Raw genomic sequence first — 21,096 nt, forward strand, 5'->3', positions numbered from 1 at the left:
GGCTATGAGAAGCGGGTAACCGCCATACCGATTTACCATCGTGCCGTCAGGGCCGCCCGCAAGGTACGGCCCGGCTCATTCACCCGGAACACACCGCTGTCCGACAAGTTGTCCTTGCTCACGTGATGCGCCCAGGTGTTGTCAAACAGGTTATCCACGGCCCAGGTCAGGCTGAGATTGCTCATTAACGGATGGGTTCCGGACAGGTTGAATACGCCGTAGCCCGGCGAGGCACTGGGATCCAGCCCGCCATCGGCCACCAGGTCTACCCGATCTTGCCGCCGCGCCAGTTGCCACTGAGCCTCCAAAGTATGCCCCGAATGGTGCCAGCCCAGGGTCTGGACGAACTGGATGGGCGGAATCCGCGGCAGCGCCCGGTTTTCATCCCGGTTTTCACCACGCACCGAGGCCAACTGGCTGCCCAGGCTCCAGGTACCGTTGCTCCAGCCTAGCTCGGCCTCAGCACCCAATAGCCGCGCACCAATATTGCGGTAACGGGTGTCGGTTACCGTCTGGCCGTTCACCTCCCGCCGGGTATCAAACCGGTAGACGTAATCATCCACCTGATCGATCCATACCGCGGGGCGCCAGTGCCAGTTGCCGTCACGACCGGCCAGACTGAGCTCCAGCTTGTGGTGTTTCTCGGTATCCAGATGTGGATTGCCAATCCAGGAGCCTTTCATCACCTTTCGGGCCACGTAGCGCTCGTTCACACTGGGCGAGCGCACACTGTGGCTGGCGGTCAGCTCCAGAGTCTGGCGGGGTGAAAACCGCCATTCACCGGTGACAAAGCCGCTGACGTTGTTATCGCTGACCGCCGCATCGGTGACACCATAGGCGTCGCGATAAAGCATGGCCGGGGTCATCGCCATGGGCGCACCGGCTTTCATGCGGAACTCGTCGCTGGCCCGGGTGGCGTCCATTTCCACCCGGTCGTAGCGCACCCCGGCTCCCACCCGGGTGTTTACCCGAATCCGGTGAAACCCTTCAACAAACACGCCTATCCGGTCACGTTCCACGCCCGGCCACATCAGCGATGCGGCGTTCTGCAGATTCATGCCGTTGAACATAGTGGCATCCCACTCATTGCGCTCAACGTCCACCCCAACCGCCAACTCCCGGGTGTAATTGATGGTCTGATCCAGCACCAGGCGAGCGCCCTGGGTCGCGGTTTCCGAACGGGTGAGCATTTTCATCGGCATCCCCATCATTACCGGTGGGGTGCGCAGGCTGAAGTTGTCCATGATGTGATCGACATCCGCTTGCCAGGCCATCAGATTCCAACTGCCGTCGGCAACCGGCGCCCCCAGCTCCAAACGGTAAAGATCGGTATCGGTCTTCGGGGCGTCCATGCCACGCCCCGGGAACGTCACATCCCGTTCTTGCTGACGACTCGCCTGACCTTTAATATAAAGCCCGTTCTCAGCAGTCCAGGCGCCATCTACCCGGCCCTCAGTGTTCTCATAGGAACTGCGAATGTCATTGCCGTCACCGTCCTCGTAATCTCCGGCCTCATCGTAACCACCGGCCAGCCGGATATAGCGGTCACTCCGGCCCGCCGCCACGCTGCCATTCACCAGCTTGCCGTCGCCATTATCTGCACCCCCCAGGGTCAGATGCCCGGCGGTATGGTTATCCCCGGCAAACACCGGCGCCGCCGTGGTGGCCACCACCTGACCACCCGCCACCGGCCCCCAGCGCAGAGTCCGGTTGCTGGTGCGCACCTCCAGCACCGGTGCCAGCGAAGTGCTCAAGCGACTGGTGGGCGGATCCATTCGGCTCGGGCAAGCGCCTTCAACCCGCATGCCATCGATCAGAACGTCCACCCGCTCCTCATTCTGGCCACGAATCACCGGGTCCAGCCCCCGACCGCCCATGCGTGACAGAGACACCGCCGGGCTGACAGACAAGCGCTCCACCGGTTCGGTCTGGATAGCAGCTTCCGACAGCCGGGCGGCTTCGGCAGATTGACCTTCGGTTACGCGGATAAGCAAAGATGGATTGTTGTCAGCCTGAGCCCAGGCCAAAGGCGAAACGGCAGCGCCGACCAGAGCAAGGCTGATACAGCGGGCCAGAGGGGTCTTTTTCCACATCGTACAACGGATTCCCGAATCAGGATGAAAGAAGCAATTCGATACCCGACTGATTTTATGGCGATGGGGATAGCGCTGGCTTGGGACACAATGCCGCACCCCTTTCGGGGTATCCAGAGATAGCTGCAGAAGCGAACCATCCAGCCCTGCACTTGCAAACAACCCCCGAATTATGGTGAAATCGCGTCCCTTTTTTTGGTCGGTCGTAAATTCTTGCGACTTTCAATACGCGAATTCCGAGGGCTTATCCTATGACAGCAACACTCGACGAAAAGCTGCAGCCGATTTATCAGGACGTACTGCACCGCAACCCGGGCGAGAAAGAGTTCCATCAGGCGGTTCATGAAGTGCTCGAAACACTGGGACCAGTTCTGGTGAAATATCCGGAATTCGCCGACAAGAAAATCATCCAGCGCATCTGCGAGCCAGAACGCCAGATCATTTTCCGGGTACCCTGGCAGGACGACAGTGGCGAGATCCACATCAACCGCGCCTTCCGGGTGGAGTTCAACAGCGCCCTGGGCCCCTATAAAGGTGGCATGCGTTTCCACCCATCGGTCTACCTGGGCATCATCAAGTTCCTGGGCTTCGAACAGATCTTCAAGAACGCCCTGACCGGCCTGCCCATCGGCGGCGGCAAGGGCGGCAGTGATTTCGACCCCAAGGGTCGTTCCGACGACGAAATCATGCGTTTCTGCCAGAGCCTGATGACCGAGCTCTACCGCCACCTGGGCGAGTACACCGACGTACCGGCCGGTGACATTGGCGTGGGCGGCCGTGAAATCGGCTACCTGTTCGGCCAGTACAAGCGCATTACCAACCGCTACGAATCCGGCGTATTCACCGGCAAGGGCCTGGCCTGGGGCGGCAGCCGTGCCCGTACCGAAGCCACCGGCTACGGCGCGGTGTTCTTCACCCAGGAAATGCTGAAAGCCCGGGGCGACTCCCTCGACGGCAAGACCGTTGTGGTGTCCGGCTCTGGCAACGTGGCCATCTACGCCATCGAGAAAGCCCACGAACTCGGGGCCAAGGTCATTGCCTGCTCTGATTCCCAGGGCATGATTGTGGACGAGAAGGGCATTGATCTGAAAGCACTCAAGCAGATCAAAGAAGTGGAGCGCCGCCGGATCAGCGCCTACACTGAATTCCACAAACACGCGAAATACGTGGAAGACGGCAACATCTGGACGATTCCCTGTGATGTCGCTCTGCCCTGTGCTACCCAGAATGAGCTGAACGGCAAAGACGCCAAAACACTGGTCGAGAATGGCTGCATTGCCGTTGCCGAAGGCGCCAATATGCCAACGACACCGGAAGGCGTAATGGTGTTCCAGGACGCAGGCATCGCCTACGGCCCAGGCAAGGCAGCCAACGCCGGTGGCGTAGCAACTTCCGCTCTGGAAATGCAGCAGAACGCCAGCCGGGATTCCTGGACCTTCGATTACACCCAGAAGCGCCTTGAGGAGATCATGATCGATATCCACAAGAACTGCTACGAAACCGCCGCCGAATTCGGCGCCGAAGGCAACTATGTACTGGGTGCCAACATCAATGGCTACATCCGCGTGGCACGCGCCATGACCGCGATGGGCGTTATCTGATAACGCCATGACCGGCCAGCACCTCTGCCAGCCGGACGACCGGGTTTCCACCGGTCTGCCGGAACTGGACAGGGTGCTGGACGGGCTGCGAATCGGCGATAACGTGGTCTGGCGCACCGCCGACCTCTCCGATTATCGCCGTTTTGTTGTTCCTTTTCTGAATTCGGCTCAAGCTTCCGGCCGCCAGGTTCTGTACCTTCGCTTCGGCCAGCACGCCCCGATCGTCAAACAGCACCCCGCCGTACACACCATCCCTATCGACGCCCAGGGCGGCTTCGACAGCTTCACCAGCCGGGTCTGGCAACTGATTGAAACCCATGGCCGCGGCGCTTTCTATGTGTGCGACAGCCTGAGCGACCTGCTCAATGCCTGGGCCACCGACACCATGGTGGGCAATTTCTTCCGGGTGATCTGCCCGCTGCTGTTCCAACTGGACACTGTGGCCTGGTTTGCTCTGGATCCGGATCGCCACTCCCGCACCACGCTCGATCGCATTCGCCAGACCACCCAGGTGATGATCGATATCTATCGCAACGGCAACGACGTACAGGTTCAACCCATCAAGGCCTGGGAGCGGCAATCCCCCACCATGTTCCTGCCCCACCGGGAAGACAACGGGCGCTTGCAGCCGGTCACCGACAGCAGCGAAGCCACCCGACTGCAGGCCAGCCTGGAAACCCGCCGGGGCCCGTCGCAACCATTGCTGGATTACTGGGATCGTCTGTTCGAGAACGTGCAGCAGGCCATGATGGGCCGGGACAAGCCCCTTATGGCACAGCTGCGGGAACAGGTTCTGCAGGTGATGATCAGTCGTGAACCCCGAATGCAGGCACTGGCCAGGCGCTATCTGTCGCTGGAGGACCTGCTGGCCGTCCGCGCCCGCCTGGTGGGCAGTGGCTCCATCGGAGGGAAGGCCACCGGCATGCTGATTGCCCGCAGCATTCTGCTTAACGATGCGCCAGAACTGTGGCAGGCCAATCTGGAGCCCCACGACTCCAGCTATCTGGCCACCGACGCCTACTACGCCTTCCTGGTGCACAACGGTCTGTGGCCAGCGCTGATGCGCCAGCGAACCGATGAAGGCTACTTGTCCGAAGCACCCGCACTGCGCCAGAGCATACTCGAGGGCCGGTTTCCGCCGGAAATCCGTTCAGAACTCAACCGTCTGCTGGACCACTATGGTCAGTATCCCGTGCTGGTGCGCTCATCCAGTATGCTGGAAGACGGTTACGGCAACGCCTTTGCTGGCAAGTACGACAGCGTATTCCTGACCAACCAGGGCGACTCGGAAACACGGCTGACGGCACTGGAAGACGCCATCCGCCAGGTGTATGCCTCCTCCATGAGCCACGACGCACTGGTGTATCGCCAGCAGCGGGGCCTGGACCAGAAAGAAGAGCCCATGGCGCTGCTGATACAGCGGGTAAACGGCCGCTTCCACGGCCGCTACTACCTGCCTGCCGCAGCCGGTGTGGGGGTATCCCGCAATACCTTTGCCTGGGATCGGCGCATGGACCCGAACGCGGGCATGGTGAGGCTGGTCATGGGACTCGGCACCCGGGCGGTCGACCGCATCGAGAATGACCACGCCTGCGTCATGGCGCTGGATCAGCCCACCCGCCAGCCGTTTCGTAATCAGGACGAAAGCTACCGCTTCTCCCAGCACCTGGTGGATCTGCTCGACCTGGAAACTCAGCAACTCGCCACCTGCCCGTTGAGCCAGTTGCAGGCCGCAGCCCCTGACATTCCCTGGGCACAACTGGGCGAGATCGACCGGGCGGCCAGCGCCCGGGCGGAAGAGCTGGGCCTTGGAGGGCCGGTCTGGCGCCTCACCTTTCGGCCCCTGGTCCGGCAAAGCGCCTTTATTCCCCGGCTGGCAGCATTGCTGCAGGTTCTGGAGGCGGGCTACCAGCATCCAGTGGATGTGGAGTTTACCCTGCACCTGGACGAACATGGCGAGCCCGCCTTCAATCTGGTGCAGTGCCGCCCGCTCGCCACCATCGGTAAAACAGGGCGGGCCAGCCTGCCAGAGCGGGTGAAAACCCGCGACACCCTGTTCCATACCCGCGGCCACTTTATGGGCGGTAACATCAATCTGGCGATCGAACGGGTGGTTCGGGTCGACGCCAGCATTTACGCCACCCTTGACCACAACCAGCGCTATCAGCTGGCCCGCCGCCTGGGCGAGTGCCTGCGGGAAACCGATGCCACCACCATGCTGATCGGCCCCGGCCGATGGGGCACCAGCAGCCCGGAGCTTGGCGTGCCTGTGTGTTTCGCTGACATTGCCGACGTGGATGTTCTGGTGGAAGTCTCGGAAAACGCCGGCGACATGGTGCCGGACCTGTCCTACGGCTCGCATTTTTTCCAGGATCTGGTAGAAGCGCAGATTGCCTATGTGGCCCTGTTCCCGGAAGCCGCCCATTGCCAGTACTACCCGAATCATCTACCCGACGAAATCATCGAGCCTCAGCACCGCTCGGTGATTGAGCAAGCCATTCGCATCCATCAATTGGCCGACCACCCCTTGCGACTGACCGGCGATATCGATCGGCAGGAGCTGATCTGCTACCACCCGGAGGGCCCGGAGGCCTGACAACCAAAGATTGTCCGCCACCACCACCCGCGGGCTGCTAGAATGGCCGCCATGGAATGGCTGACATACTCCCAGACAGGTCTTCGCCAGGCAGCCCGCTACCTGTTGGGTATGCGACTGGCGATCATCATCACCATGCTGGTGGCCATTGCGGTGGCCGAATCCCGCCTTGCCCTCGCCCACCGGGCCGAGGCGCTGTTGCTGTGCCTGCTGTACGGCGTTCTGGCCACCCTCGGCTGGCTCTGGTTCAGCCGCCGCCCCCCGGCCTCGCCCATTCCCGCCAGCCTGTCGCTGGCCACTGATCTGGCACTGATCGGGCTCTGGCTTTACCTGACCGGGGGCTACACCAACCCCCTGGTATCGCTTCTGCTGCTGCCCATTGCAGTGGCCATTATCCTGGTGCCCGGGCGCCACGGCATTGTGCTGACCATCTCTGGCGTGCTGGTTTACACTGCACTGGTGCGCTGGCATGTGCCTGCTATTGAACATCAGCATCACGACAGCAATCTGGCGCAACTGCATCTGGTGGGTATGTGGGCCACCTTTGCCCTGACCGCTGCCATCCTGCTGCTGGTGGTTGGCACCCTGGCCCATCAGTTGCGAACCCAGCAACAGCAGCTGGCACAGTTCCGGGAAAACCGGCTGCGGGATGAACAGATCATTGCCCTGGGCCTGTCCGCGGCCTCGGTTGCCCATCGGCTGGGCACCCCGCTGAACACCCTGACCCTGCTGCTGGGGGAAGTTCGATCAGCCACAGAACACAGCCAGAACCCACACCTCGACGACGACCTGACGCTGATGGAGCAGCAGCTGACACTGTGCAGCGACCATCTCAATCAGCTCACTCAGGCCGCCGTTCAGGCCCGCTCGGCACAAACTGACGTGCTGACTGCTAGCACCTGGCTGCATCGACTGAGGGAATCCTGCACCCTGTTGTGGCCGGCAGGCCCGATTCACTGGGCAGCCCCCTGGCCAGACGCCCATATCGCAGTGGACGCCACCCTGGATCAGGCGGTGCTTAACCTGCTGGCCAACGCCCTCACCGCCAGCCCGCAGTGGGTAAATGTCAGCTGCCGGGCCACCGGCAACGATGGCATTGAGTTGATTGTTGAAGATCATGGCGAGGGCCTGGAAAGTGCGCTTTCCGGCGCCCCCGGACAGGACATCGTTGAGTCCCGGGACGGCCTGGGGGTGGGCCTGTTTCTGTCCAACGCCACCATTCAACGCCTGGGTGGCAACCTCCGGGCCAGGGTGAACGACCGGGGCACCACCATGATGATTTATCTCCCCACCGTGAACCCCGCTGTTTCAGGAGTGCTGTAATAATGTCTTCCGGTGAATGCTGGCTTTTGATTGACGACGACCTTGCCTTTCTGCAGGTACTCGCCCGCTCGCTGTCGCGGCATAATATCCAGGCCCATACCGCCACCACCTCAGCAGAAGCCCTGGCGGCCCTGGACACTCCCTGCATTCGGCGCTGCGTTCTGGACCTCAACCTGGCAGGGGAAAGCGGCCTGCAACTGCTGCCCGAACTCCTGACCAGACAACCCGGCCTGGAAGTGCTGGTGCTCACCGGCTATGGAAGCATCGCTACGGCGGTGGAAGCCATGCGCCGCGGCGCACTCAACTACCTGTGCAAACCGGTAACGGTGAATCAGCTGATCAGCGGTTTCGCGCCGCTGGATGGCGAGCCCGAATTGCGCCCCGAACCGCCCTCGGTGGAGGAAATGGAATGGGAGCACATCCAACGGGTTCTGAATGAGCACGAGGGCAACATCTCTGCCACCGCCCGGGCTCTGAATATGCACCGGCGCACACTGCAACGTAAATTGCAGAAACACTCCCGGTGGCGACAGTGAGCCCGGGTCATCAATCCTGCAACAACAACCCCCTGTTTTATTAGCGATCTAACGCAAATTTGATTAACGTCAATTTTTTACACCAAACGCGCATACCCGAACGCAAGAGGATGCTGCTATCCTCCGGCCGGTACTGCAGAAATCGGATATTGGGCAAGTTTTTAATTAAGTTGATCACCTATATTCGTTGCTATACTTGACGCGTTCTCACAAGGAGGCGAGAAAAAGCACCCAAACGACTAACAAATATGCCGTAGACGCCGATGCCGCCCGAACTCAACGCGCCCGCCCAGAACATCGATGCACGCCGCCTGGCACTGGTTGCCCGGGCAACGCGGAACATGATTCTGATTCTGGATGAAGCAGGCGCACTGGAATGGGTTAATCCCGCTTTTGAGACCCACACCGGTTATCGTCTACAGGACATTCAGGGCCGGATGCCCAGCGAATTTCTGGCCGGGCCCGGAACCGACCGGGAAAGCATAACCCGAATTCGACGTCACCTGTTCTGCAACACCGAATTTGAAATGGATTTGCTCCAGTATACCGCCGATGGCAGGCCGTATTGGGTACATACCTACTGCACCCCGGTAGGCGAAGCCCAGGGCGTTAAACCAGGATTTGTATTGGTACAGACCGTCATTTCCGATCGAAAAAATGGCGAACGGGGCCTGCGCATCGCCGCCAGTGTATTCGACCGCAGCCACGACGCCATCATTATTTCCGACCACAAGAACCGTATTGTGGATGTGAACCCCTCATTCACCCGGATCACCGGCTATACCCGGGAGGAAGTGCTGGGGCTGAACCCGGCGATCCTCAGTTCCGGTCGTCATTCCACGGCTTTTTACCGGGCGCTTTGGCAGTCCATTGAGCAGCACGACCACTGGCGGGGTGAAATCTGGAATCGCCGGAAAAACGGGGAAGAGTTTGCCGAGTTGCTGTCCATCAGCCGCGTGCATCTGGAAAGCCCGGCCACCTACTATCACGTGGCCACCTTTTCCGACATCACCGTCATCAAGAATCACCAACTGGAGCTGGATCGCGCCGCCAACTATGACCCGCTCACCGGCCTGCCCAATCGCCAATGGATTGAGGAGCGCTTGCGGGCTGCCCGGCAGGAGGCTGACAGCAACAAGCACCCGCTGGTTGTCGGATATCTGGACATCGACGGCTTCAAACTGATCAACGATCAACTGGGTAAGGAGGTCGGTGACGAGGCCCTGCGAATCATCGGCGATCGCCTGAGCAACCGCCTGGGGGAGCGCGCCACCATCGCCCGAATTGGCGGCGATGAGTTCGTGCTGATACTGGAAGGAGAACGTTCCGAGACCGATTACCGCCGAATTCTGTCGGTGGTCAGCGATCCGATCACCGTGCACAAAACACCCATTATTGTCACTGCCAGCCTGGGCATCACCCGTTACCCCGATGATGACACCGACGCCGAGGGTCTGATCCGCCATGCCGACCACGCCATGTACTCGGCCAAGGAACGGGGCCGCAATCAGTTTCAAGTGTTTGATCCCGGGCAGCACGAATGGCAAAGGCAGCGCCGCTTTCAGCTGATTGAAATCGCCCGAGCCCTGGAACACGATGAATTCGAACTGCACTTCCAGCCCCAGCTGCGCATGGCAGATTCAGAAATTTTCGGCTTTGAGGCATTAATTCGCTGGAATCACCCGGAAAAAGGGCTGGTACCTCCCGGACTCTTTTTGCCCACCGTGGAACACAGCCATCTGGAGATCCCGCTCGGCAACTGGGTACTCCGGAATACTCTGGCGCAGATGAACGAATGGCACCAGGCCGGGCAGGAAATCCCGGTGTGCATCAACATCAGCGCCGCCCATATCATGGACGCCAGTTTCATTGATGCTCTTGCCGACTGCCTGCACCGCTACCCCTCGGTCAACCCCGGCAAGATTACCCTGGAGGTACTGGAATCCACGGCTCTGGAAGACACCAAGAGTGCAGGCAACATGCTAACCCGGTGTCGTGCTCTCGGGGTTCAGGTTGCCTTGGATGATTTTGGCACCGGCTTTTCATCCATGACCTATCTACGCAGCCTGCCGGTCGATTTGATCAAGATTGATCAGAGCTTCATTCGCAACATGCTCAGCGACGCCAACGATCGGGCTATTGTGGAAAGCATCATATTCATGGCGCAACGCTTTCAGCATCCGGTGCTGGCCGAGGGCGTGGAAACCCTGGCGCACGCCGTGGCCTTGAAAGAGATGGGCTGCGGTCTGATTCAGGGCTATAGCATTGCCCGGCCCATGCCCGCTACAGAAGTGTTACCCTGGCTGCTGAACTGGCGCACCACCACCTGCCACGACACGGAAATCAGCGATTTGCGGGCACCGCCCGGCCACGGCGCGGGGATCTGACACCACAGCCTGTCAACGGTATCGGCGTTGATCCAGGGTAGTCAGACGATCGGGATGAAACACCATCAGGCCTGTCACAAAGGTACCGTTTATAAAGCCCTCCGGTATCATGAACAACGGCAGGTAGCGCAGGTATTCGTGCACCAGTTCATCAAAACTGTAGGTGCCAGAACTCCAGAGCATCAGACACATCACGATGCCCGCCGCAGCCACCGCTATACCGGCAGCAAAGAAGCCGCAGAAAAAGATGTAGGCGAAGAAGTTGCTGAAGTTGCGCTGGCGCTCCCACAGCATAATGCCATGGCTCACCAGCGCCGGTATCATCACGGTAATCAGACCATTGGCGGCAAACATGATCAGCGGCTCCCGACCGGTGATCACTGTAATGATCAGCGCCATCAGCCCCGAGAGCACCGCCAGCCCCCAACCAAGCATCAGAGTAATCACCGTCAGCCCGAATACGTGGATCGACAACCCCGGTGAGATCCCGGCCCGCAATTGCCAGACAAACCCGAGAATGACCGCCGCACCGAACAGGGTGTGCTGCAGCCCATTGTCTTGCCGCAGTCTCTGCCAGTCAATCGAGCGTACCGCCCGCCACAGAATCACCACAAACAACAGAGCGGTAATCAGCCACTGGCTGGTTGAAAGCAGGTTTTCGGTCATTCCCATGGCAGTTACCGATGTCAAAGCGGGCGCATCACTGAAAGCTAGTGTCTACAGATACCCCCTTTCGGGTCAATGGGATCACCCCGTGCAGATCATGGGAGCTTGCCGTGGCCGGTCAGAGCCTGCCAGGCAGAGAAGGTGCTCAGGAACACCTGCCCACCCAGATGATCCAGCAATTCCGTGCGCTTCAGACGATCCATCACCGGCCCCTTGATCTCTGAAAAATGCAGACGCACACCGGCATCGCGCAACCGCTCATTAATCGCCTCCAGGCTCTCCAGGGCCGACGCATCGACCAGGTTGACCGCCGGGCACACCAGCACCAGGTCGGTCAGTTCCGGCTCCCGGGTGACCAGATCCATCACCGTTTCCTCAAGAAAACGGGCGTTGGCAAAATACAGGCTCTCATCCACCCGCAGGAACGTCACCTTCGGGCACAGTTCCACCTCATGGCGCAACACATTGCGGAAATGTTCGGTGCCGGGTACCCGGCCCACCACCGCGCAGTGGGGCCGACTGGTGCGATACAGAAACAGGCCGATGGACAGCCCCACACCGGCAATGATGCCTGCTTCCACGCTGTGCAGCAGGGTTAAAAGAATGGTGGCCAGCATGGCGCCGAAATCGCTGCGGGCGTAGCGGCAGGTACGCAGCAGAGCGGGCAGGTCAATCAGGGTAAGCACCGCAACAATGATGGTGGCGGCCAGGGTGGCCTGGGGCAGCCAGGCAATCGCAGGCGTCAGAAACAGAGTGGCCAGGGCTATACCCACGGCGGCATACGCTCCGGCGGCGGGGGTTTGCGCTCCGGCATCAAAATTCACCACCGAGCGGGAAAAGCCGCCGGTCACCGGCATACCGCCCGACAGGCCCGAGCCCAGGTTGGCCGCACCCAGGCCTATCAGCTCCTGATCCGGGTCAATACGCTGGCGCCGTTTCGCGGCCAGAGTCTGGCCTACCGATACCGATTCCACAAAGCCCACCACACTGATCAGCAGAGCGCTGACCGCCAACTGGGACCATAACCCGGCATTCAGTTGCGGCATGGTAAACGTTGGCAGGCCCGATGGCACATGGCCCACCAGCCGCACCCCCTGTTCCTGCAAATTGAACAGCCAGGCCAGTAGCGTGGTGACCAGAACCGCCAGAATGGGGGCTGTCTTGGTGAGCAGGTCTGCAAACCCGGGGGCCAATCCCAAACCGCCCAGCAACGGCTTCAGACAACTCCGGGACCACAGCAAAAACAACAAAGCACCGGTACCAATGGCCAGGGTTGGCAGGTTTATCTGATGAATGGAGCCCAGCAGGGAGTGACAGATTTGCAGCAGGTTCTGGCCGTTGGCTTCCACGCCCAGCAAATGCTTCAACTGGCTGGCGGCAATCACCAACCCCGAGGCGCTGATAAAGCCGGAAATCACCGGATGGCTAAGAAAGTTTGCCAGAAACCCCAGTTTCAGTATGCCCATGACCGTCAGCATCAGCCCGGACATCACCGCCAGTAACACTGCGCCCGCCAGGTACTCGGCGGTTCCTGCCTGTGCCAGCGGCGCCAGAGCAGCCGCTGTCATCAGTGACACCACCGCCACCGGCCCCACCGACAAGGTGCGGCTGGTGCCGAACAGGGCATACAGCATCAATGGCAAAATGCTCGCATAAAGGCCGACATGGGCGGGTAGCCCCGCCAGCAGGGCATAGGCCAGCGACTGGGGAATCAGCATCACGGTAACGATCACTGCTGCCACCAGATCGCCGGTGGCCTGGGCCTTGTTATAGCCCGGCGCCCACTGCAACAGAGGGATACAACGCCTCAGTTTCATGCCCGGTCAGAACCGGTTGACCGGAATTTTCAGATAGACCTGACCATTGTCCTCGGCCGGGGGCAAGTTTCCTGCCCGCATATTCACCTGGACCGACGGCAGAATCAGCCTGGGCATGTCCAGACCGGCATCCCGCTCGGTGCGCATTTTCACAAACGCCTCTTCCGAGACTCCTTCGTGCACATGGATATTGGCTTGCCGCTGTTCAGCCACCGTCGTCATGTGGCGATAGTCCTCCCGGCCCGGCGCCAGATAATCATGACACAGGAACAACCGGGTATTTGAAGGCAGGGCCAGCAGACGCTGAATCGACTGATACAGTGCCCGGGCATCACCACCGGGAAAATCGCAGCGGGCAGTGCCATAGTCCGGCATGAACAGGGTATCGCCAACAAAGGCCGCATCCCCTACCCGATACGTCAGGCAGGCGGGTGTGTGGCCAGGCGTGTGCCAAACCTCCCCCTCCAGATGGCCGATACGGAACCGGTCGCCTTCGGCAAACAGCCGGTCAAACTGGCTGCCATCACGGGCAAACCCGGTGCCGGCGTTGAACGCTTCACCGAAAATTTCCTGCACCTGAACAATGTGGGCGCCAATACCGGTTTTGCCGCCCAACTGCTCGTGCAGATACGGAGCCGCCGACAGGTGGTCGGCGTGCACGTGGGTTTCCAGAATCCATTCCACCTTCAGATCATGCGCCCGAACATAGGCAATAAGCTCATCGGCGGAACGCACATCGATCCGCCCCGCCGCGTAATCAAAATCCAGCACCGAGTCGATGATGGCACAGGCCTGGCTGTCGGGATCCCGCACCACATAACTGAAGGTATTGGTTGGCTCGTCAAAGAACGGCTGAACAATGGGCTGGCGCATAATCTTATCCCCGGAGATACTCTCGAACCTTTACTGGCATAAGGATATACGCAAATAGAATATAAGGTAACCCCCCTTCAGGTTAGGGCCGCGATAGCCCTCCTGCATCCACCAGGCAATCACGCCCGCCCTCCTTGGCCTGATACAGGCGCTTGTCTGCCTCCCGAATCAGGATTTCCGGGGTGACACGCGCTCCCTGAAACTCAGACAGGCAGACTACCCCGGCACTGACGGTTATCCGGGCCTGATCATCCTTGAAGCGGAAATACTCGCCCCGAACCGCTTCAAGGATGCGGGTAACCACCGAGCCTTCCTGATCGGCTGCCACTTCGTTAAACACCAGCAAAAACTCTTCGCCACCATATCGGGACACCAGGTCATTCGCTCGGGTATGGGCCAGCAACAGGGTTGTGAAGCGCTTCAGGATGACATCTCCCGCCAGGTGGCCCAGGCTGTCGTTGACCTGCTTGAAATGGTCAATATCGAACATCGCCAGGCAAAACCGTTCGCCATGGCGACGACTGGCCGCCAGCATTTCATGCAGCCGGGGCATCAGATACCGCCGGTTGTACAAGCCCGTGAGCGGGTCCCGCACCGACTGGTTCACCAGGTCTTCCTCCAGCCGGTTGCGCTCCAGCGCCCCGGACAGCAAGCCGGACACAATAAACATGAGCTCAGACTGGTCGGCCCGCCAGCTGCGCACACGAACCGAGTCGACACCGAAAAACCCCATCACCTGACCGCGCACCAGAATGGGCGCACAGATCATTGCGCGAACACCCTGCTCTTCCAGCAGGCCCAGCTCTGCCAGGGCTTCCGGCGGCAGGGCCCGGGTGTCCTCCACAAACACCACGGCATCCTGGTTGGCCATGTGCCGGATTTGTTCCTGCCACCAGGTGAAATTGCGAATGTCCACTTTCTGCTGGCTCTCCAGCAAAGAGGGCACACCGTCGGCACACCATTCGTGGGTATTGGTCATGTGGGTGTAGCCGTCGGTGAAGGCATAGACGTAGGCGCGGTCGACCTCGAAGAACCCGCCAATGCCTGCCAGCAACTTATCAATGCACTCATCAATGGTGCCGAAACCGAGATGAATGAAGTCCGCCGAAAACCGGGCCATGAGCTTTTGGAACTGTGCCTGATAAGACGCCTCCTCTTCACTTTCCCGCAGGCTTTGTTCCAGAGATTTATAATGCTGGATGTTGGTGTACTGGCCATACCAGATGGTACTGCCATCTTCCTGCCGTTCAGGGCGGGAATGGGCCTCGTACCATTGATAGCTACCATCCAGCATTTTGAGGCGGGCCCGGTAACACCAGGGCGTGAGGTCGGCGGCAGACTGTGCCACCGACTCCTCCAGGCCCACAAGGTCATCGGGATGAATACGAGCAAATACTCCCTCCGCATCCCGACGCAAAGATTCCGGATCCAGACCGAACAACGCCTCAACCCGGTTGCTGATATAGGGAAACCAGTGTTGCGAACCGTCGGCGCTCAAGCAGTAAGTAAACAGCACACCGGGTACACCCGACGCCAGCTTATGGAAGAATTTCGCCGACAAACCGTTATTTTTCTGGGAGTCTTGCCTGGGAACACTCGCTGTCATGCCATGACGACCTGATTATCCGGTTCTGGAAAAGTGTAGTTCAGCCTTTGCCCCACCGCGACCCGGAAAGCACCTGCATCCTTCGACGACTGCCGCTACAATGGCGCGTCTCGTTTCATCGTCAGGAGTCCTGGTTTCATGGCCCCAGCCACAGCATCGCATAGGGAATGGCAGGCCTTCTGGCTGGCCCTCGGGTTTCTTACCCGCATTCCCATGCTGGTTCGCATTGACTACTCCCAGCGCCTGATGAACCAGAGCAGTATGTACTTTCCCCTGGTGGGCCTGCTGCTGGGGCTGGGCTACTGCGCTGCCTATGCAGTATTGTCGCTGATCGCCAGTCCGGTGGTAGCGATCATTCTGGTGGTCACCCTGCACCTGTTCATCACCGGCGCCTTCCACGAAGACGGCCTGGCCGACAGTATCGACGCCCTGGGCGGTGGTTACACGGTGGAAAAACGCCTGGCGATTATGAAAGACAGTCGCATTGGCACCTACGGCACGGTGGCTCTGGTGATGGCCCTGCTGCTGAAAGTGGCCTTGCTGGTAGAGGCGGACTCGGTGTGGCTGACGTTGCTGGTGGCGCCCGCCGTGTCTCGGCTGACGCCCTTGCTGCTGATGGCGGCTCTGCCCTACGTGACCGACCCGGACAAGAGCAAATCCAAACCGGTGGCTGATGGCTTCTCCCGCCAGCGTTTACTGGCCGCTACCGCCTTCGTATTGCTGTTATCCGCTGGTCTGTCGGCGTTTCAACCCTTGCTGCTACCCGCTGCCATCGCCTCGGTGCTGTTGGTGGCCCTGCTGTGGGGCCGCTACCTGCGCAGCCAGCTGGGCGGCTACACCGGCGACGCCCTGGGCGCGGCGGTGGTGTTCAGCGAGCTGGTGTTGCTGCTGTTTCTGTAACGCCAGCCCGGGCGTCAGTTATCCACCGTAAACGAGACAATGCGGGACAGATGGCTGATGGGCAGGCCGGTTTCCTGGTGCCAGCGATTGAACGCCTCCTGGACCTGGGTCATGCCCTTCTTGCTGGCCGGGGAGGCGTCTACAATGCAGGCGCGGGTGAGTGCGGTGACCACATCGTGAGACAGGATAAAGCCGTCCCAGCCGACCCGGCGCAGGAAGTACTGGGCCGAATTGCCACCCAGGCGCTCGCCGTTACGTTTCAGGTATAACAAGAGCCCCACCTGATCGTCGGACGGCCACTGGGCCAGAAACTGCCCAAAGCTGCCGTGGTCTTTCACCACATCCATGATCATCCGGGCGTTTTCCGGCACCGTGCGGATTTTCTGCATATTGCGGACAATGCGCTCGTCGGTGGCCAACTGCTCCAGCACCTCCGGCGGTACCTGTTGCCAGTAGGCGGGGACAAAGCCTTCGAACGCGGCTTCGAACTCCGGCCATTTGTTCTCGATCACCCGCCAGACAAACCCGGCCTTGAAGATGCAGCGGGTGATTTCCGACAGGTAGCGATCGTCGCTGATCTCGGCCAGGCGATGCTTTTCGACAACCGGCGGCAACAAGGATTTCAAGGCCTGCTCGCCACCCTTGCGGGCCAGGGCCTGCTCGTAAAACGACTCAAACTTCATCTTACCCCCTGAACAAAAGTCCCGGATTGGGTACGATCGAGCCCAATCCGGGACTTCCTATGACTGTGACAGTGCACGCTTTAATCACGTTCACTCTTTCCGAAGATACCCCAGCGGCTCGCCCCAGCGCTCGAAAATGGCCCGGTACAGGCCCTCGCGCTGGGCCTCGGTGAAGGGGGCGTTGTGGTCGCTCATAACTGCAATAAAGTCCTTAACCGGTGGGTATCCAAGCACTGCTCTACCTGATCCGCCAGCCGATCCAGCTGGTGCAGGCGATTGGCCTGATAATCGACTGCGCGAGCAGTCTCGCGGTTCAGGCCCGCCCAGGCCAGAATGGCATCACAGGCAGCCGGTGCGTCGAACAGGCCATGCACGTAGCTGCCGGCAATCTGTCCATCGGCGCTGACGGCGCCATCGGCCCGGCCATCCAGCACCGAAAACGGCCGGGCAAGGGCCGGGCCTTCGGTGACGCCGTTATGCATTTCATAACCTGTCAGCGTTACCTCGTCCGCACCTGCGGACAGCGCGCCTCCCAGCCGCCCCGTCACCTCCCGGAGCTGCTTGCCGGATACCATGCGGGTGGTCATCTCAAGGAGCCCCAGCGCTTCGGTGCTGCCGGTCTCGCCTTCCAAGCCTTGCGGGTCTTCCACGCCCTGCCCCAGCATCTGGAAGCCGCCACAAATGCCCAGCAATTTGCCGCCATAACGCAAATGTTTACGAATCGCCTCCGGCCAGCCCTGCTGTTTCAGCCATTGCAGGTCGTGCCGGGTGCTTTTGCTGCCGGGCAGGATGATCAGATCCGCCGGAGGTATGGGCGCATCCGGGCCGACAAAGGTGAGGTTCACCCCCGGGTGCAAACGCAGCGGATCGAAATCGTTGTGGTTGCTGATCCGGGGCAGCACCGGCACCACCACGTTCAGGGCCCCGGCCTCACTGGTGCCGCTGGTGCCCACGCTGTCTTCCGAGTCGATCACCAGGCCATGCAGGTAGGGCAGAACGCCGAATACCGGTTTGCCGGTATGCTCAGTCAGCCAGTCCAGGCCGGGCTCCAGCAGGCCGAGGTCACCACGAAACCGGTTGATGATAAAGCCTGCCGTGCGGGCCTGCTCACGCTCGGAAATCAGCGCCAGCGTGCCCACCAGCTGGGCAAACACGCCACCCTTGTCGATATCTCCCACCAGCAACACCGGGCAGTCCGCCGCCTCGGCAAAGCCCATGTTGGCGATGTCGTTGGCGCGTAGATTAATCTCTGCCGGGCTGCCCGCGCCCTCGGCGATGATCACATCGTAGCGCTCGCTCAATGCTCGCCAGCTTGCCATCACGCTGGCCATGGCCTCGGCCTTGTAATCGTGGTAATCCAGCGCGTCCATGTTGCCATACACCTGCCCGCGCAGGATCACCTGGGCGCCGCAATCGCTCTGGGGTTTCAGCAGCACCGGGTTCATATCACTGTGAGGTTCCAGGCCACAGGCCAGTGCCTGCAAGGCCGTGGAACGGCCAATCTCACCGCCATCCACCGTCACCGCGCTGTTCAAAGCCATGTTCTGGGGTTTGAACGGCGCCACCGACACCCCCTGGTGCGCCAGCCAGCGGCACAGCGCCGCCACCACGGTGGTTTTACCGGCATCCGAGGTGGTGCCCTGCACCATCAGGGTGGGCATTTACAACTCCACACCCTTCTGGGCCTTGATGCCCTGATCGTTGAACGCGTGCTTGACCACGCCCATCTCGGTAACGGTATCGGCCAGATCGATCAACTCCTGCGGCGCGCCGCGGCCGGTCACCACCACGTGCTGCATCTCCGGCCGGGCCTGCAGGTCGTCCAGTACCCGGTCCAGATCGATGTAGTCGTACTTCAGGGCAATGTTCAGCTCGTCCAGCAGGATCAGGTCGTAGCTATCATCTTGCAGCATGTCTGCCGCCACGTCCCAGGCCGCCGTCGCGCTTTTCACGTCCTGCTCCCGGTCCTGGGTGTCCCAGGTGTAGCCCTGGCCCATCACGTGATAGGTGACGTTCGGCAGGCTCCGGAAAAAGGCCTCCTCGCCGGTGCTGAAGGCGCCTTTGATAAACTGGACGATACCCACTTTCATGCCGTGGCCCAGGGCCCGGGCCACCATGCCAAAGCCGGAGCTGCTCTTGCCTTTACCGGGGCCAGTGAGCACCAGCAACACGCCCTGCTCTTTCTGAGCGCGGGCGATGCGCTGCTGCATGATTTTCTGCTTGGCGGCCATGCGCTTGGCGTGGCGTTCGGGGTCTTTGGCGCGGTCTTTCACGGGATCTCCTTTAATCGCTCGCCGGGGCAAACAGGCGAATGTCGTCTTTGTGTAGTTCAATCAGTTTCTGACCATAAAGGCCTTCCAGCGCATCGCGCACCAGCATCACCTCGGTTGATCCCCAGCAGGCCTGGCCATCCGGATAGAGCAACAGGACATGGCTGCACCACCGGGCCGCCAGATTGAGGTCGTGCAGGCACATGAAGATGGCTTTATTGCGACGGGAACAGGCGCTAAGCAGCCGCATCACCTGCACCTGATGGTGCAAATCCAGATGATTGGTCGGCTCATCCAGCAGCCAGACGTCCGGGTTCTGAGTCATCAGGGTGGCAATGGCCACCCGCTGGCGCTCCCCGCCAGACAGCGTATTCAGCAACCGCGTCCCCAGGTCACTGACATCCAGTGCCTCAAGGGCAGCCTCGGCCCGGCGAATATCTTCCGCCTGCTCGCTCTGCCACAACGAAAGCCATGGGTGGCGACCAATCAGCGCGGTTTCCAGTACCGTGGCAGGAAAACTGTCCTGGCGCTCCTGGAAGACCAGGCCCAGTTTCCGGGCCAGCGTCCGCCGGGGCATCGCCGTCAAATCGAGAGTGTCCAGCTGCACCTGGCCTTGCCTGGGGGGCTTCAATCCGGCCAGGGTATGCAGCAGGGTGGTCTTGCCCGCACCATTGGGGCCCAGTACGCCCCAGATTTGCCCCGGCTTGATCTCAAGACCCAGCGCCGCTCCACCCGAACGGCCGGGAATATCAATAACCAGATCGCGCGCAGAGAGCACTGTCATCATCGGCTCCGGTGCAGCAGATATAGGAATGTTGGCACGCCCAGCAAGGCGGTGATCACCCCCACCGGCAACTGTTCCGGTGCAATCACCGTGCGGGCCAGCGTGTCGGCCAGCACCAGTAACGTACCGCCAGCCAGGGCGCTGGCGGGCAGGATAATGCGCTGATCATTGCCCAGCACCAGGCGCAGCATATGAGGCACGATCAGGCCAACAAAACCGATACTTCCCACCGAGGTAACCGCCGTAGCCGTCAGCAGGCTGGCCAGAAGGTAGACCGCCCACTCCAGAGGGCGCACAGACACTCCAAGCGCAGCTGCCTGCAACGGCCCCCGGGCCAGCACGTTCAGACTTCGGGCCAGCGGCAGCATGGCCGCCACGGCAACAACCAGCACCACCATCGAAGGCCAGGGCAGACGGGCATAGGAGACATCGCCCATCAGCCAGTACAGCATGCCCGGCAATTGGTGAGCGGGCGTGACGGCCAACATCAGCGTAATGGCGGCGCCCCAGCCCGCAGCGGTCACCACACCGGTCAGCAACAGGCGCGACGGCGTCCAGCTGCCGGTGCCATGGGCCAGCCCGAACACCAGCAAGGTTGCAAACAGGGCCCCGGCAAAAGCGGCTCCGGATACCAGCACCACACCCGCCCCGGCAAGCATCGCCAGCAGCGCGCCGGTGGCGGCACCACCAGACAGACCAAGCACATACGGGTCTGCCAGCGGGTTGCGCAACAGCACCTGCATCAGGGCTCCGGCAATCGCAAGCAAGCCCCCCGCCGCGAACGCTGAAAGCGTTCTGGGCAGACGAAGATCAAGCACCAGCGTGCGCGCCAGCCCATCGGACTGCCCGACAACCACCTGCCAGAGCTCCACCGGTGCAACGGTGACGCTGCCAACGGCAAGGGAGAGCCCGCAAGCCAGCACCGCACAGCCTGTCAGAACCGACAGCGCCCGAATCATCG

16 protein-coding genes are annotated in these 21,096 nt (G+C 60.8%); 6 read left to right on the forward strand and 10 right to left on the reverse strand.

Annotated features, from left to right (window positions below; translation table 11 throughout):
• Window positions 1-32: 32 nt before the first annotated feature.
• A complete protein-coding gene (locus C7H09_RS01660; protein ID WP_106760918.1) occupies window positions 33-2,093 on the reverse strand; it encodes a TonB-dependent receptor domain-containing protein in 2,061 nt (686 codons plus the stop codon).
• Window positions 2,094-2,344: 251 nt separating this feature from the next.
• Between C7H09_RS01660 and gdhA the strand changes: the two genes are divergently transcribed.
• The 5 genes from gdhA (at window position 2,345) to C7H09_RS01685 (ending at window position 10,536) form a co-directional block, all read left to right on the forward strand.
• On the forward strand, window positions 2,345-3,694 hold the full coding sequence (gene gdhA, locus C7H09_RS01665) for an NADP-specific glutamate dehydrogenase (protein ID WP_106760919.1): 1,350 nt from the start codon (window positions 2,345-2,347) through the stop codon (window positions 3,692-3,694).
• A 7-nt stretch (window positions 3,695-3,701) separates the two neighbouring features.
• The gene (locus C7H09_RS01670; RefSeq protein WP_106760920.1) at window positions 3,702-6,290 is read left to right on the forward strand and encodes a PEP/pyruvate-binding domain-containing protein; all 2,589 of its coding nucleotides are present in this window, start codon (window positions 3,702-3,704) and stop codon (window positions 6,288-6,290) included.
• 51 nt (window positions 6,291-6,341) lie between these two features.
• Complete coding sequence (locus C7H09_RS01675) at window positions 6,342-7,613, forward strand: ATP-binding protein (RefSeq protein WP_106761176.1); 1,272 nt, start codon at window positions 6,342-6,344, stop codon at window positions 7,611-7,613.
• Between the two features lie 2 nt (window positions 7,614-7,615).
• Complete coding sequence (locus C7H09_RS01680) at window positions 7,616-8,149, forward strand: response regulator transcription factor (RefSeq protein WP_106760921.1); 534 nt, start codon at window positions 7,616-7,618, stop codon at window positions 8,147-8,149.
• A gap of 263 nt (window positions 8,150-8,412) precedes the next feature.
• Window positions 8,413-10,536: a putative bifunctional diguanylate cyclase/phosphodiesterase gene (locus C7H09_RS01685; protein WP_240616478.1), complete on the forward strand. Its 2,124-nt coding sequence runs from the start codon at window positions 8,413-8,415 to the stop codon at window positions 10,534-10,536.
• A 12-nt stretch (window positions 10,537-10,548) separates the two neighbouring features.
• Here the strand turns inward: C7H09_RS01685 and C7H09_RS01690 are convergent, their stop codons facing one another.
• From C7H09_RS01690 to C7H09_RS01705, 4 genes are all read right to left on the reverse strand, one after another.
• Window positions 10,549-11,208, reverse strand: coding sequence for an energy-coupling factor ABC transporter permease (locus tag C7H09_RS01690; RefSeq protein WP_106760922.1), 660 nt, complete (start codon window positions 11,206-11,208; stop codon window positions 10,549-10,551).
• Between the two features lie 89 nt (window positions 11,209-11,297).
• A complete protein-coding gene (locus C7H09_RS01695; RefSeq protein WP_106760923.1) occupies window positions 11,298-13,019 on the reverse strand; it encodes a SulP family inorganic anion transporter in 1,722 nt (573 codons plus the stop codon).
• 6 nt (window positions 13,020-13,025) lie between these two features.
• Window positions 13,026-13,892 carry an MBL fold metallo-hydrolase gene (locus tag C7H09_RS01700; RefSeq protein WP_106760924.1) on the reverse strand — a complete coding sequence of 289 codons (867 nt, stop codon included), beginning with the start codon at window positions 13,890-13,892 and terminating at the stop codon, window positions 13,026-13,028.
• A gap of 82 nt (window positions 13,893-13,974) precedes the next feature.
• Window positions 13,975-15,498, reverse strand: a complete 1,524-nt coding sequence (locus tag C7H09_RS01705; protein WP_106760925.1) for a diguanylate cyclase — start codon at window positions 15,496-15,498, stop codon at window positions 13,975-13,977.
• A gap of 138 nt (window positions 15,499-15,636) precedes the next feature.
• Between C7H09_RS01705 and cobS the strand changes: the two genes are divergently transcribed.
• A complete protein-coding gene (gene cobS / locus C7H09_RS01710) occupies window positions 15,637-16,398 on the forward strand; it encodes an adenosylcobinamide-GDP ribazoletransferase (RefSeq protein ID WP_106760926.1) in 762 nt (253 codons plus the stop codon).
• 14 nt (window positions 16,399-16,412) lie between these two features.
• On the opposite strand, the gene C7H09_RS01715 is transcribed toward cobS, so the two are convergent.
• From C7H09_RS01715 to C7H09_RS01735, 5 genes are all read right to left on the reverse strand, one after another.
• Window positions 16,413-17,081: a DNA-3-methyladenine glycosylase I gene (locus C7H09_RS01715; protein WP_106760927.1), complete on the reverse strand. Its 669-nt coding sequence runs from the start codon at window positions 17,079-17,081 to the stop codon at window positions 16,413-16,415.
• Window positions 17,082-17,272: 191 nt separating this feature from the next.
• Window positions 17,273-18,742, reverse strand: a complete 1,470-nt coding sequence (locus C7H09_RS01720) for a cobyric acid synthase (protein WP_106760928.1) — start codon at window positions 18,740-18,742, stop codon at window positions 17,273-17,275.
• Window positions 18,743-19,354, reverse strand: coding sequence for a cob(I)yrinic acid a,c-diamide adenosyltransferase (cobO, locus tag C7H09_RS01725; RefSeq protein ID WP_106760929.1), 612 nt, complete (start codon window positions 19,352-19,354; stop codon window positions 18,743-18,745).
• Between the two features lie 10 nt (window positions 19,355-19,364).
• On the reverse strand, window positions 19,365-20,135 hold the full coding sequence (locus C7H09_RS01730; RefSeq protein ID WP_106760930.1) for an ABC transporter ATP-binding protein: 771 nt from the start codon (window positions 20,133-20,135) through the stop codon (window positions 19,365-19,367).
• Complete coding sequence (locus tag C7H09_RS01735; RefSeq protein WP_106760931.1) at window positions 20,135-21,094, reverse strand: FecCD family ABC transporter permease; 960 nt, start codon at window positions 21,092-21,094, stop codon at window positions 20,135-20,137. Before C7H09_RS01735 ends, C7H09_RS01730 begins: the two co-directional genes overlap by 1 nt.
• Between the last annotated feature and the right edge of the window lie 2 nt (window positions 21,095-21,096).

Source organism: Marinobacter fuscus (genome assembly GCF_003007675.1).
Taxonomy (GTDB): domain Bacteria; phylum Pseudomonadota; class Gammaproteobacteria; order Pseudomonadales; family Oleiphilaceae; genus Marinobacter; species Marinobacter fuscus.

Bases quoted from the DNA above. Each gene is read 5' to 3' on its own strand.
- C7H09_RS01660 (WP_106760918.1), bottom strand. From the start codon at position 2,093: ATGTGGAAAAAGACCCCTCTGGCCCGCTGTATCAGCCTTGCTCTGGTC.
- gdhA (WP_106760919.1), top strand. From the start codon at position 2,345: ATGACAGCAACACTCGACGAAAAGCTGCAGCCGATTTATCAGGACGTA.
- C7H09_RS01670 (WP_106760920.1), top strand. From the start codon at position 3,702: ATGACCGGCCAGCACCTCTGCCAGCCGGACGACCGGGTTTCCACCGGT.
- C7H09_RS01675 (WP_106761176.1), top strand. From the start codon at position 6,342: ATGGAATGGCTGACATACTCCCAGACAGGTCTTCGCCAGGCAGCCCGC.
- C7H09_RS01680 (WP_106760921.1), top strand. From the start codon at position 7,616: ATGTCTTCCGGTGAATGCTGGCTTTTGATTGACGACGACCTTGCCTTT.
- C7H09_RS01685 (WP_240616478.1), top strand. From the start codon at position 8,413: ATGCCGCCCGAACTCAACGCGCCCGCCCAGAACATCGATGCACGCCGC.
- C7H09_RS01690 (WP_106760922.1), bottom strand. From the start codon at position 11,208: ATGGGAATGACCGAAAACCTGCTTTCAACCAGCCAGTGGCTGATTACC.
- C7H09_RS01695 (WP_106760923.1), bottom strand. From the start codon at position 13,019: ATGAAACTGAGGCGTTGTATCCCTCTGTTGCAGTGGGCGCCGGGCTAT.
- C7H09_RS01700 (WP_106760924.1), bottom strand. From the start codon at position 13,892: ATGCGCCAGCCCATTGTTCAGCCGTTCTTTGACGAGCCAACCAATACC.
- C7H09_RS01705 (WP_106760925.1), bottom strand. From the start codon at position 15,498: ATGACAGCGAGTGTTCCCAGGCAAGACTCCCAGAAAAATAACGGTTTG.
- cobS (WP_106760926.1), top strand. From the start codon at position 15,637: ATGGCCCCAGCCACAGCATCGCATAGGGAATGGCAGGCCTTCTGGCTG.
- C7H09_RS01715 (WP_106760927.1), bottom strand. From the start codon at position 17,081: ATGAAGTTTGAGTCGTTTTACGAGCAGGCCCTGGCCCGCAAGGGTGGC.
- C7H09_RS01720 (WP_106760928.1), bottom strand. From the start codon at position 18,742: ATGCCCACCCTGATGGTGCAGGGCACCACCTCGGATGCCGGTAAAACC.
- C7H09_RS01730 (WP_106760930.1), bottom strand. From the start codon at position 20,135: ATGACAGTGCTCTCTGCGCGCGATCTGGTTATTGATATTCCCGGCCGT.
- C7H09_RS01735 (WP_106760931.1), bottom strand. From the start codon at position 21,094: ATGATTCGGGCGCTGTCGGTTCTGACAGGCTGTGCGGTGCTGGCTTGC.